Here is a 13,509-nt window from a genome sequence, read left to right as displayed (position 1 = left end):
CCTGCAACAGTCAGATTAACGACGACCTTCAGCAATCGCGGTCACAGCCTGAAGTTCGGCCGCTTCCTGCTCATGCTGTTCCTGACGATCACGGACATCCAGAATCTGGTTGGTGATCAGCCCTTCTTCGATTTCGCGCAGAGCGATAACCGTGGTTTTATCGTTTTCTTCCGGAACCAGGGCGTCTTTGCCCCCTACCTGCATCTGACGTGCACGACGTGCAGCGACCAATACCAGGTCAAAACGGTTTCCAACTTTTTCTACTGCGTCCTGAACGGTTACGCGTGCCATAAGTGTGCTACTCCACAGATGAAGAAATGACTGGGCATCATACTGAAACCCGGTTCAGTGTGCCAATAATTTGCTGATTAATGCATCATGTCGTGCGGTCTGACGGCGAATACGCAGTCGTTCTGCACGGATAATGGTCTTCAGGTCAGAAAGAGCCAGATCAAAGTCATCATTAACGATCAGATAATCGTACTCTGCGTAATGACTCATTTCATCGACAGCCTTTGCCATGCGCTTTTCGATAATCTCTTCACTGTCCTGACCACGGCCTCTCAGACGCCTGTCCAGCTCGTCTTTTGACGGTGGCAGAACAAAGATGCTGCGGGACTCCGGCATCTGACGGCGGATCTGCTGAGCGCCTTGCCAGTCGATATCGAGAAAGACATCCACGCCGGTCGACAGCACCTGCTCAATCGCTTTACGGGACGTTCCGTAATAGTTACCAAAGACCTCGGCATACTCCAGAAATGCGTTTTCAGCAATCATGGCGCGGAATTCGTCTTTAGAGACGAAATAATAGTGCTCGCCTGCGACTTCGCCCGGCCGGATATCCCGGGTGGTGTGCGAAACGGAGACCTGAGTATCATACAGTGGCTGCGTTTTCAGCAACGCCTGTATCAGGCTGGATTTTCCTGCACCGCTAGGGGCGGAGACAATATAAAGCGTACCTTGGGCCATGGTTATCTTGAATTGAGTAAAGAGCGGGGACAATATTTTCATGATTATACACGCCCCGGCGCTCTGGCGCAGCGTTTGCTTGCATTTAGCCACAGATTTATTTGCGGGGCCGCCGGGTACTCCGTTGTCTGCAGACGGATAACCGGTGGCTTCTTTGTGATAAATCTCCGGTAATACAAGATGTTCTGTGGCACCTCCGTACCAAAAGCGGCATACCAGAAGCCGGAGGTGGGCTTGTGCTCAGGATCATACTTATTATTTGCGGGTTAACGGGGTTATCAGTGATGGCGGCGGACTGCCCGTCATGGACCGCCGCCCGGGCGTTGACTGAAGTGACCCGCCTTCAGCAACAACTCAGACAGTGGGATGATGCTTATTACCGGCAGGGACTGTCACCGGTCAGTGACAGCGACTATGACCGGCTGTCGGAAAAAGTGCTGGCCTGGCAGACATGTGCCGGATTACCGCCCTCGCGCGTTATCCCTCGTTGGGCAGCCGGTGGGCGCCAGCCGCATCCCATCGCGCATACCGGCGTTCGTAAGCTGAAAGATAAGCAGGCAGTTTCCCGCTGGATGCAGGGTAAACAATCACTCATGGTACAACCTAAAATAGACGGCGTGGCGGTCACGCTGGTGTACCGGTACGGTAAGTTATCTGCCGTGACCAGTCGCGGGGATGGTATGCAGGGCGAACCCTGGCTTTCCAGAGCGTTAGCGGTTACCTCGGTTCCGCCGGCGATCCCGGCAGAGGCGGAAATCATCGTCCTGCAGGGGGAGATTTTCTTACCCCGCCACCGGCACCGGCGGGCGGTGGAAGGTGGGCTGGGAGACAGAGCCCGGGTTGCGGGACTGATGCGCAGTCAGGAAACCCTTCCTGAGGGACAGCGGCTGGGGATCTTTATCTGGGCCTGGCCGGACGGGCCGCCTTCATTACCGGCCCGCTTTGCACAGCTGTCGCAGTGGGGATTTCCCCTGACGGCGATATGGAGCCGGGAAGTGGCAACGGCAGAGGAGGTCGAACTGTGGCGTGATCGCTGGTTTCGCAGCGAATTACCCTTTACCACGGACGGTATTGTGATCCATTCCCTTCCTGCGGTATCGCCGCAATGGCGGCCCGGTCATAACCTCTGGTCAGCGGCCTGGAAATATCCGCCCCCTGAAATCAGTACCGCGGTCAGGGAGATCCGTTTTACGGTCGGACGGACAGGCAAGGTGTCCGTCATTGCGGCTCTGCAGCCGGTAATGCTGGACGATAAACTCATCAGCCGCGTCAGCGCGGGGAGTGTCGCGACCTGGCGACGCAGGGATATTCTTGCCGGGGATGAAGTGATTATCGGGCTGGCCGGGCAGGGGGTTCCTGCAATCCGCCGGGTCGTGTGGCGGGTGGCTGAGCGCCATTATCCATCCCCGCCATCAGAGACCACTTTTCATGAGTTTAGCTGTTTCCGGCTGACGGCCGTGTGTCGTGAGCAATTTCTTTCCAGACTGAGCGGGCTGAGTGGTCGTCAGGGGCTGGACCTTCAGGGGATCAGCCGTGGCAGCTGGAAACAGATGCTGTCAGTACCGGCATTCAGTCACCTTTTATCATGGATGTCGTTCACCCCGGCGCAGCTCAGGCAGGCCGGATTCAGCCCTGAGCGGGCGGCAGCTATTGTCCGGCAATTCCGTCAGACCCGCCAACGGCCGGCGATCCGCTGGCTACAGGCGCTGGGGGTTCCGGTTCCCCGTCAGGCCGCCGTGCGTTTACATAATGAAGCGCTGTCCGTCCTGTCAGATCGTTCTTTGACCGACTGGCAGTCTCTGCCCGGTATCGGCAGACAGCGGGCCAGGAGGATCACCACACAACTGCAGGATACCCGGTTCCGCGCGTTACTCACCTTCTTACAGCAGCAGACGGTACCGGTAACGCAGGTAACGTCCGCCGGACCCCCGATGGGCGATGGCTGACGGGCATCCGCCATTTTTTTGTGTTCAGGTGTGACAACCCCGGATTTACCGCCGTTTGACGTTTGCGGTCAGGGGGGCCTTCTTTCGGTGGCGCGAAGGGCGTTACAGGACACCTGCCGGGCGTATCGGCCGGGAGCCGAGGCCGCCAGCCCCCTGATATCAGCGGTGCGTTACCGTAAAAAAGGGACCGTTGCTGCCTGAAGACGTGTCCGTTTTATTCGTTTCGCCGCCGGCGCTGTGCCGTCCGGTAGCCCTGCGCCGGTAAAAGAGGGGAGGGTTGTCATAAAACTGTCATAATTCGGACATTTTAATGTCATTAAACTGTCCTATTTTGCCTCCTGCAGCATGATTAACCCGTTTAAACTGGCATTGAGCCTGAAAATACACTCCCCCGGAGGGAATATGACACTGATGCATAAGACTGTTGCCCGGGTACTGGCAGCGACATTGTCTCTGAGCGCTGTTTCTGCATTTGCAGCTACCGACTTAACCGGCGCGGGCGGGACATTTCCGGCCCCGGTATATGCCCGCTGGGCTGCAGATTACCAGAAAGCGAATGGTAGTCAGGTGAACTATCAGGGGATTGGTTCTTCCGGTGGTGTGAATCAAATCATTGCCAGAACCGTTGATTTCGGTGCTTCTGACGCACCACTTTCAGATACTGATCTGCAAAAACACGGTCTGTTCCAGTTCCCGACAGTGATCGGGGGTGTGGTTCTGGCGGTCAATCTGCCGGGCGTTAAATCCGGTGAGCTGACGCTGAACGGTGAAACCGTCGGTGATATCTATCTCGGAAAAATCAAAAAATGGAATGACCCGGCTATCGCGAAACTGAACCCGGGCATTCAGTTACCTTCTTCGAATATTAACGTCGTTCGCCGTGCAGACGGGTCAGGGACATCATTTGTCTTCACAAGCTTCCTGTCCAAAGTTAACAGCGAGTGGAAAGATAAAATCGGTAAAGGGAACACCGTCAACTGGCCGGTCGGACTGGGCGGTAAAGGGAATGATGGCGTTGCCGCTTTCGTCCAGCGTCTGCCGGGGTCCATTGGTTATGTTGAGTATGCGTATGCGAAACAGAATAACCTGACCTATACCAAACTGGTGGATGCAGACGGCAAGGCTATCCTGCCTTCAGAGAAGAGTTTCAGCAACGCGGCGAAAGGCGCTGACTGGAAACAGACGTTTGCTCAGGACCTGACGTATCAGAAAGGCGATGATGCCTGGCCGATTTCATCGACCACCTTTATCCTGGTCTATAAAAAGCAGTCTGACGCCACTAAAGGGTCAGAAGTGTTAAAATTCTTTGACTGGGCCTATAACCACGGGAATAAAACCGCAGAAAGCCTGGATTACGCTACGTTACCGGCCTCTGTTGTCGCAGAAATCCGTAGTGCGTGGAAAACCAATATCACTGATGCTAACGGAAAAGCGCTGTACCAGTAAGGCTTAATCCCGTTAACTCATGTGACCCCACGGGCGGCTGATGCCGCCCTGTTAATAGTGAAGCAGAGACTCTTATGGCGGAAAGAAAGCCGACATTTAAAGCCCCCGGGAAACAAGGTGACATCCTCTTCAGCGCGCTGGTCAGGCTGGCCGCGCTGGTCGTGTTATTACTCCTGGGCGGTATTATCGTTTCCCTGATCATCTCCTCCTGGCCCAGCATCCACAAATTCGGCTTTGCCTTCCTCTGGAATAAAACCTGGGATGCCCCGAACGAGCAGTTCGGTGCGCTGGTACCTATTTACGGGACGGTGGTCACGTCAATAATTGCTCTGCTGATTGCAGTACCGGTCAGTTTCGGTATTGCCCTGTTTCTGACGGAACTGTCCCCGGGCTGGTTGCGCCGTCCTCTGGGCACCGCTATCGAGCTACTGGCGGCGATCCCGAGTATTGTTTACGGCATGTGGGGATTATTTGTTTTTGCCCCTTTGTTTGCCGAATATTTTCAGACGCCGGTCGGCGACCTGTTGTCTTCTGTCCCCTTTATCGGCCAGCTCTTCTCAGGGCCTGCGTTCGGCATCGGCATCCTGGCGGCGGGGGTGATTCTGGCGATTATGATCATCCCTTACATCGCCTCGGTGATGCGTGATGTCTTCGAACAAACCCCGGTGATGATGAAAGAGTCAGCGTATGGACTCGGCTGTACAACCTGGGAAGTGATCTGGAATATCGTACTGCCGTTTACCCGCAACGGGGTGATCGGGGGAGTGATGCTCGGACTCGGACGCGCATTGGGTGAAACCATGGCCGTTACCTTTATTATCGGCAATACCTACCAGCTGGACAGCGCCTCGCTCTATATGCCGGGTAACAGCATTACCTCTGCGCTGGCGAATGAGTTCGCGGAAGCCTCCTCCGGCTTGCATGTGGCCGCATTGATGGAGCTTGGATTGATTCTGTTCTTCATTACTTTTGTTGTGTTGGCGATTTCCAAACTGATGATACTTCGCCTGGCGAAAAGTGAAGGAGGCCGTTCATGACGACGTTGGATTCCGGCGCCCGGGCCGCGCTGGCGGCATCCCGCCGTAAAATGCAGTCACGCCGCAGCCTGAAAAATAAGGTAGCGATCTTTTTTTCACTGCTCACCATGGTTTTTGGTCTGTTCTGGCTGGTATGGATCCTCTGGACGACGGTGTCTCGCGGCGTGGGCGGGCTGTCGCTGGATCTGTTTACCCAGTCGACGCCTCCGCCGAATACTGATGGCGGCGGGCTGGCGAATGCACTGACTGGCAGTGGCCTGCTTATCCTGTGGGCGACGGTGATCGGTACCCCGCTGGGGATTCTGGCAGGGATCTATCTGGCCGAATATGGGCGCAAATCACTGCTGGCAGAGGTTATCCGTTTTATCAACGATATCCTGCTGTCAGCGCCTTCCATAGTGATTGGTTTGTTTGTTTACACGCTGGTTGTTGCCCGGATGCATCATTTCTCCGGCTGGGCGGGTGTGCTGGCGCTGGCATTGTTACAGGTGCCGATTGTTATCCGTACCACAGAAAACATGATGAAGCTGGTGCCGGATACGATGCGTGAGGCCGCTTACGCCCTGGGGACGCCGAAGTGGCGGATGATCCTGGCCATTACCCTGAAAGCCTCCGTCTCAGGAATTATCACCGGGGTATTGCTGGCGATAGCCCGTATTGCCGGCGAAACAGCGCCCTTACTGTTTACCGCGCTGTCAAACCAGTTCTGGAGCACCGACATGATGCAGCCTCTGGCTAACCTGCCGGTGACCATTTATAAATTTGCGATGAGCCCTTTTTCTCAATGGCAGAGTCTGGCCTGGGCGGGCGTGCTGATTATTACCCTGTGTGTCTTACTGCTGAACATCGTGGCACGGGTCATTTTTTCTAAGCGTAAACACTAATTTTTACGGCGTGGCTCAGGCGGCGCCGGGATAAGAGAGACCAAGCATGAATATGGCACAAATGAATGCAGCGGCAGCAAAAATTCAGGTACGTGATCTGAACTTCCATTACGGTAAGTTCCACGCGCTGAAAAATATTAATCTGGATATTGCACGTAATGAAGTGACTGCCTTTATCGGGCCTTCCGGTTGCGGCAAATCAACGCTGCTGCGTACGCTGAACAAAATGTATCAGCTCTATCCGGAACAGCGTGCCGAAGGACAAATCCTGCTGGACGGTGAAAATATTCTCGAAAATAGCCAGGATATCGCGCTGTTACGTGCCCGTGTCGGTATGGTGTTTCAGAAACCGACGCCTTTCCCGATGTCTATCTACGATAATATCGCGTTCGGGGTTCGTTTATTTGAAAAGCTGTCCCGTGCCGAAATGGACGAGCGTGTGCAATGGGCTCTGACCAAAGCTGCATTGTGGACGGAAACCAAAGATAAGCTGAATCAGAGCGGCTATAGCCTGTCCGGGGGACAGCAGCAACGTCTGTGTATCGCCCGTGGTATCGCTATCCGCCCGGAGGTTCTGTTACTGGATGAACCCTGCTCGGCCCTGGATCCGATTTCTACCGGACGTATCGAAGAGCTGATCAGTGAATTAAAACAGGATTACACCGTTGTGATTGTTACCCACAATATGCAACAGGCAGCGCGGTGTTCTGACCATACCGCCTTTATGTATATGGGCGAACTGATCGAATTCAGTGATACCGATACGTTGTTTACGAAACCGGCCCGGAAACAGACGGAAGACTATATTACAGGCCGTTATGGCTGAGCCCCGGCTCTGCGGCCCCGACCCTTTGCCACCCTCTGTGTGACAGAGAGCGATTGCGATACTGGAGAACACCATGGATAGTCTGAATTTAAATAAACACATTTCTGGGCAGTTTAATGCTGAGCTGGAGCATATCCGGACCCAGGTCATGATTATGGGGGGGCTGGTTGAACAGCAACTGACCGATGCGATCACGGCCATGCAAAATATGGACGGTGAACTGGCACAACGGGTCATTAATGACGACCAGAAAGTGAATATGATGGAAGTCGATATTGATGATCATTGTGTCCGGATCATTGCTAAACGTCAGCCGACGGCCAGCGATTTACGGATGGTGATGGCCATCATTAAGACAATTTCCGAGCTGGAACGGATTGGCGATGTGGCCGAAAAAATCAGCCGTACGGCGCTGGAGAAATTCGGTCAGAATCACCAGCCGCTGCTGGTCAGCCTGGAGTCTCTTGGTCGTCATGCGGTACAGATGCTGCACGATGTGCTGGATGCGTTTACCCGTATGGATCTTAACGCCGCCGTACAGATTTATCGCGAAGATAAAAAAGTGGATAAAGAGTATGAAGGGATTATCCGCCAGCTGATGACCTATATGATGGAAGATCCACGGACCATCCCGAGCGTACTGACGGCACTATTCTGTGCCCGGGCTATCGAACGTATTGGTGATCGTTGCCAGAATATCTGCGAAATCATTTTCTACTTTGTCAAAGGTCAGGATTTCCGTCACCTGGGAGGTGACAAGCTGGACCAGTTATTAGCCGGGGATGATCTCCCGGAATAAGCCGTCGTATCCGGCGGCTGTCCGCCCGGGCAGCCGCGGGGGTCTTTTTAATCTATCCATAGCTTGTCGACGTCATCCTTTTTATACTTCCCTCACCTGAATGCCTCCCCTGAAGATGGATACACACGTGCGTATGAAAAAAAGAGTGACGCCAGCGAAAGCAATGCTTGCGGCGATCAGTGGTTATGCGATGGATGGGTTCGACCTGCTCATCCTCGGCTTTATGTTACCGGCGATCAGCCTATCGTTATCGCTCAACTATTCACAGGCCGGGTCTCTGGTGACCTGGACTCTGATAGGCGCGGTGCTGGGCGGGATCCTGTTTGGTCATCTGAGTGACCGTTTCGGCCGGATAAAAATATTGTCACTCACTATTCTGATGTTCTCGGTATTTACCGGGTTATGTGCTGTCGCCAGAGGTTATCCGGATTTACTGGTCTACCGGACACTGGCGGGGGTCGGACTCGGGGGTGAGTTCGGGATAGGCATGGCGCTTATTGCTGAGGTCTGGCCGGCCAGCAAACGTAACCGCGCTTCGGCCTGGGTCGGCATTGGTTGGCAGGCAGGTGTACTGATGGCTGCGGTGCTGACGCCATTGCTACTGCCTCATATTGGCTGGCGTGGCATGTTTCTGGTGGGATTGATTCCGGCACTTTTCTCTTTCGCTCTCCGTCATGGATTAGGTGAACCTGATGCATTTACCCGTCAGGAGGTCGCTCCCACGCCGCTCGCGTTTACGTCTCGTCTGAAACTACTCTTTAAAGATAGCAGGACGGCAAAAGCCAGCATCGGCATCTTTATTCTTTGCTCCGTACAAAACTTTGGTTACTACGGACTGATGATCTGGATGCCGGGTTATCTCTCGGCAAATTTTGGTTTCACGCTGACAAAGTCGGGGATCTGGACAGCCGTCACCGTCATAGGTATGACACTGGGCATCGGATTATTTGGTGTGCTGGCCGACCGCTTTTCCCGCTGGAAAATTTTTATCGTCTATCAGCTGGGGGCGGTGATCATGGTCGTGGTATATGCCAGGCTCACCGATCCCACGCTGATGCTGCTGGCCGGCGCGGTCATGGGGATGTTCGTGAACGGAATGATTGGCGGGTATGGGGCACTGATCTCTGATACGTATCCGGTGGCCGCCCGGGCCACAGCGCAGAATGTCTTATTTAACGCCGGCCGTGCGGTCGGGGGCCTGGGGCCATTGGTCATTGGTTCGCTCGCCTCAGAATGGTCTTTCACGGCGGCGATTACTCTGCTGGCACTGATCTATGTGGTGGATGTTCTGGCAACCCTGTTTTTATTACCGCGGAGCCAGGGGAAAGATGACGCCCTGGGGGCCATAGGCTGACACAGTGGCGGGTCTGGCGGGGAATGCTGTCAGGCCCGCGCGCCGCAGCGAGCGTTGTGGGTATGATTCCGGATATCCGTTGAATCATATCACCCCGGGTGAAATATTCTGATAATTAACGGCCAGAGAATTTCTAATTACGGATATTATCGGTTTTAATGAAATAATCATGCCGTTTATTTTCTTTCTATGACAATATTTAATCATCTTTCCTTTTTTTGTTTCCGTATAATTCTTAATTATCCGCTAAATATATTTATTGCTTTCCTGATGCGTCTTAAGAGGAATATTGCATTAAAATCCTCCTCAGGTATATTTCCTGTGCGCAAGTGATCACAGGCCGGCCGGTTGATAATTTACGGTGTCGTATATCCTTGCGTATTTCATATCTTAGGGATTTTTATAAAAAGGAATAATCTATGAAAGAACTAACACATGTTGAAGTGGAGTGCGTTTCCGGTGCTGGTGCTCTGGCAGACTCCCTGGGTAATATCGGTTCGACTCTCGGGGGGGCAATGAAGTTACTGGGTCTGAAGAATTCGGTAGAAAACGCCTCTGCCGTAGGAAGTAGCCTCGGATTGACTATCGAATCTGCCTACAGCTTTATTACCTCAGCGATTAAATTATTACGCGATAAATAGTCACTGACTATACCCAAAGGTGCCAGGGATCTGGCACCTTTTTTAAGGGAAGGTGAAAAGGTCCGGGCATCCTCAGGGGATGGCTCCGTCAGTGCTTAAGGTGATAGTGGAACCCATGGAAGGAAATTCGATTTTCAGGGAGGAGGCTCTCCGTCATCTGAGAACACAGTGGCTCGGTAAGGCATTGCTTATTTCAGCGTGTCCGGCCTGGCTGGTGATACTTTTTTCTGTCTTCTTTTTTTCTGTCATTATCGGCGGGGTGTTATTGGGTGAATATACCCGCAGAGTCAATGTAACGGGCGAAATCATCTCTCAGAAACAGGCTATCACGATCTATGCTCCCTGGCAGGGCGTGATTTCCGGTAAATATTTTAATACCGGGCAACGTGTCAGGAAAGGACAGCCTTTATATGAGATCGATGTCAGTAAAACTACCCTGAATGGTAATGTCAGCCTGCGTGGCGTGGAAGCCATTAAACAACAGTTGGTACTGATTGATGAAATTATAAAAACCATTAACCGTAATAAAATTTCCGCCAGGGAAAACCTTGAGCAACAGCTTAAGAAATATAAACAAGCCCATAAAGACTCTCTGGAATTAATGAGCAGTTCCACCCGCGGGCTGCAGGATATGAAAAAAAGCATGGGTAACTATGATGATTATCTGAAGCGGGGATTAATTAATAAAGAGCAGTTTAATAACCAGCGCTATTTATTCTACCAGCAGCAATCGGCATGGCAGAGTCTGAATACACAGGCGATCCAGGAGAGTTTGCAGATCATCAATCTGGAAACAGACATCGCTATGAAAGCGGCCGATTTTGATAATCAGTCAGCGGAGTATGCTTTAAAGCGCAGTGAGCTTGAACGCCAGCTGGCCGAGGTAAACGCCAGTGGCACCTTAATTATTAATGCCCCGGAAGACGGGACTATCGAAAACATGGTGTATACCGTGGGGCAGATGGTTTCAGGCGGAGACAGCCTGGCGCAGGTGATGCCGGCCGGAGACCCTGAATTTTCACTGATCCTCTGGCTGACGGACAGCAGCCTGCCGTATGTCTCTCCGGGGGATAGCGTGAATCTTCGTTTTGAAGCCTATCCTTTTGAAAAATTCGGGCAGTTCCCCGGAAAAATCAGGTCAGTCTCACAAATACCGGCCGGACAGAAAGAACTGGCGATGTATAGCAGCAGTGTGCCCGGTGCCAGCCAGGGGATCACCCGGTCCTATTACAAGACGGTGGTGGCGCTTGAAAGCGGAGACTTCAGGTTTCAGGGGAAACCCATGAGCTGGTCTAACGGAATGAAAGCAGAGACCACGTTGTTCCTGGAAAGCCGGCCATTATATCAATGGATCCTGGCACCTTATTACGATATCAGGCGGAGTCTGAGCGGGCCTTTACATGAATAATGAATTATTTAATGACATCATCCGGCGGATCCAGCTTTCCCCCTGGCGACGGGTCCCCCGGGTCCTGCAAACGGAGGCTTCTGAATGCGGGCTGGCGTGTCTGGTCATGGTGTGTCGTTACTTCGGGATGGACATCGACCTGCTCAATATGCGTCGTCGCTTTGGTATCTCTTCGCATGGCGCCACCCTCGCCACGATCATTCATATCGCCGGGCAATTGTCCTTAAAAACGCGTCCTCTGTCGCTGGATATTGATGAAATCGGCCAGTTGAAAAGGCCCTGCCTGCTGCACTGGGATATGAGCCATTTTGTGGTGCTGGTGGCGGTGAGAAGGGGGCGTTTTATTATTCATGACCCGGCTTTCGGCCGTAGAGTTGTCGGCCTGACCGAAATCTCCCGGCATTTCTCCGGGGTGGCGCTGGAAGTCTGGCCGGATAGTGAGTTTATTCCGGTCAAAGCCCGCTCAAAATTGAGCCTGCGATCACTGATGAAAAATATCAGCGGATTACCGGGTTTTCTGATCCGGATCTTCTGTTTATCGTTGCTGGTCGAAGCCGTCAATATACTGATCCCGATGGGCACTCAGCTGGTGATGGATCATGTCATTATTGCCCGGGATCATGATCTGCTCGGTCTGATCTGTCTCGGCCTGCTGACATTCATCCTGTTCCGCACCTTTATCAGCATGCTGCGGGCCTGGACATCGCTGGTCATGCAGTCACTGATTGATATTCAGTGGAAAACCGGACTGATGGACCACTTACTCCGGCTGCCGCTGGCTTACTTTGAAAAACGTAAACTCGGTGATATTCAGTCCCGGTTTTCATCGCTGGATATTATCCGCTCTACCCTGACCAGTAGCCTGGTGAGCGGGACTATTGATGTTATCGTGTCCGTCGGTGTGTTCGTGATGATGCTGCTGTACGGTGGCTGGCTAATTTTTGTCGTGCTCGGTTTTACGCTGATCTATATGGTATTACGTCTGTCGACTTATCAGCGCTATCGTCAGGCTCAGGAAGAGCATATTGTCAAAGAGGCCCGTGCCGGGTCGCATTTTATGGAGACGCTCTACGGGATCAGTACATTAAAGGTGCTGGGACTCACAGAAATGCGTTCCAGATTCTGGCTTAACCTGAATATTGATACGACAAACGCCGGTATCCGCATGACCCGTCTTGATATGTTATTCGGCGGAGTTAACGCGCTGATCTCGACCCTCGATCAGGTGATTATCCTGTGGCTGGGAGCATCGATGGTGATTGACGGGCAGATGACGCTGGGCATGTTTGTGGCCTTTAATGCCTATCGCGGACAGTTTTCCGAACGGGCTTCGGCGCTGATAGACATGTTGTTGCAGTTAAGAATGCTGGCGTTACATAACGACAGGATTGCCGATATTGTCCTGCATGATACCGAGGTGTTTCAGCCTGCCAGAAGGCTCTGCCCGCCAGAAGAAGCGGCCAGCCTGCAGGTAAGGGATCTGGGCTACCAGTATGACAAACTGAGCCGGCCTGTGTTCTCTGGTGTCAGCTTTCTGGTCACCGCCGGGGAAAGTGTTGCCATCACGGGGCCTTCCGGTTCGGGTAAAACCACACTGATGAAAGTGATGAGCGGGTTACTGTCATCCGACACCGGCAGTGTCCTTTTTAACGGAATCGATATCAGCGGTGCCGGGCTGAATAATTATCGTGATTGCATTGCCTGTGTGTTGCAGGAGGATAAATTATTCGCCGGGTCCATTGCCGAAAACATTTCCAGCTTCAGTGAGCAGAGAGACCCGGAGCGCATCATCTCCTGTGCGCAAAGCAGCCATATTCATGATGAAATTATGCAGATGCCGATGGGGTACGAAACACTGGTCAGTGAACTGGGAGGCAGTCTGTCCGGGGGCCAGAAACAACGTTTACTGATTGCCAGGGCCCTCTATCGCCGTCCGGCGATACTGTTCCTCGACGAAGCGACCAGCCATCTCGATCTTGACAATGAAGCCAGGGTCAATGCCTCTATCCGTGAATTAAAAATTACCCGTATTTTTATTGCCCATCGCCCGTCAACCATCGCCAGTGCTGACCGGGTGATTGAGCTGTCACGCGCCGCCTCCTGAAGCTCCGGGGTCTGTAAACGGCCCTGTCCCTCATAATTTACGATGAGTTATGAATTCTGCGTTTTTTTCAGGCAAGATAACGCCAGCAGTCGCAG

General features: G+C 52.9%; 12 protein-coding genes. 10 read left to right on the top strand and 2 right to left on the bottom strand.

Translation table 11 applies throughout. From position 1 onward, the window contains the following. Positions 1-15: 15 nt before the first annotated feature. Together rpoZ and gmk are read right to left on the bottom strand one after the other, a co-directional pair. Positions 16-291, bottom strand: a complete 276-nt coding sequence (gene rpoZ / locus JK223_RS07625; protein WP_025901579.1) for a DNA-directed RNA polymerase subunit omega — start codon at positions 289-291, stop codon at positions 16-18. 54 nt (positions 292-345) lie between these two features. Beyond that, positions 346-969 (bottom strand): guanylate kinase, encoded by a 624-nt coding sequence (gene gmk, locus JK223_RS07620; RefSeq protein ID WP_212713590.1) that lies wholly within the window; start codon positions 967-969, stop codon positions 346-348. A 236-nt stretch (positions 970-1,205) separates the two neighbouring features. Here gmk and ligB point away from each other — a divergent pair, with 236 nt between their 5' ends. The 10 genes from ligB to JK223_RS07570 all read left to right on the top strand — a co-directional run bounded on the left by ligB (position 1,206) and on the right by JK223_RS07570 (position 13,414). After that, a complete protein-coding gene (ligB, locus tag JK223_RS07615; protein ID WP_212713589.1) occupies positions 1,206-2,915 on the top strand; it encodes an NAD-dependent DNA ligase LigB in 1,710 nt (569 codons plus the stop codon). A gap of 402 nt (positions 2,916-3,317) precedes the next feature. Beyond that, entirely contained in the window at positions 3,318-4,361 is a 1,044-nt protein-coding gene (gene pstS / locus JK223_RS07610) for a phosphate ABC transporter substrate-binding protein PstS (RefSeq protein ID WP_212713588.1), read from the top strand. Between the two features lie 74 nt (positions 4,362-4,435). Then, entirely contained in the window at positions 4,436-5,398 is a 963-nt protein-coding gene (gene pstC, locus JK223_RS07605; RefSeq protein ID WP_212713587.1) for a phosphate ABC transporter permease PstC, read from the top strand. After that, on the top strand, positions 5,395-6,282 hold the full coding sequence (pstA, locus tag JK223_RS07600; RefSeq protein WP_212713586.1) for a phosphate ABC transporter permease PstA: 888 nt from the start codon (positions 5,395-5,397) through the stop codon (positions 6,280-6,282). The genes pstC and pstA overlap by 4 nt, the downstream gene beginning before the upstream one ends. Before the next feature lie 52 nt (positions 6,283-6,334). Then, positions 6,335-7,108, top strand: a complete 774-nt coding sequence (gene pstB / locus JK223_RS07595) for a phosphate ABC transporter ATP-binding protein PstB (protein WP_212713665.1) — start codon at positions 6,335-6,337, stop codon at positions 7,106-7,108. 73 nt (positions 7,109-7,181) lie between these two features. After that, entirely contained in the window at positions 7,182-7,907 is a 726-nt protein-coding gene (phoU, locus tag JK223_RS07590) for a phosphate signaling complex protein PhoU (RefSeq protein ID WP_212713585.1), read from the top strand. 133 nt (positions 7,908-8,040) lie between these two features. Next, complete coding sequence (locus JK223_RS07585) at positions 8,041-9,261, top strand: MFS transporter (RefSeq protein WP_249213526.1); 1,221 nt, start codon at positions 8,041-8,043, stop codon at positions 9,259-9,261. 419 nt (positions 9,262-9,680) lie between these two features. Continuing rightward, a complete protein-coding gene (locus tag JK223_RS07580) occupies positions 9,681-9,902 on the top strand; it encodes a hypothetical protein (RefSeq protein ID WP_212713583.1) in 222 nt (73 codons plus the stop codon). A 115-nt stretch (positions 9,903-10,017) separates the two neighbouring features. Then, a complete protein-coding gene (locus JK223_RS07575; protein WP_212713582.1) occupies positions 10,018-11,310 on the top strand; it encodes an HlyD family secretion protein in 1,293 nt (430 codons plus the stop codon). Next, the gene (locus JK223_RS07570; RefSeq protein ID WP_212713581.1) at positions 11,303-13,414 is read left to right on the top strand and encodes a peptidase domain-containing ABC transporter; all 2,112 of its coding nucleotides are present in this window, start codon (positions 11,303-11,305) and stop codon (positions 13,412-13,414) included. Before JK223_RS07575 ends, JK223_RS07570 begins: the two co-directional genes overlap by 8 nt. The last annotated feature ends 95 nt before the right edge of the window (positions 13,415-13,509 follow it).

The organism is Tatumella sp. JGM118, assembly GCF_018257515.1.
Taxonomy (GTDB): Bacteria; Pseudomonadota; Gammaproteobacteria; order Enterobacterales; family Enterobacteriaceae; genus Tatumella; species Tatumella terrea.
This window is presented reverse-complemented; position numbering and strand designations above follow the sequence as displayed.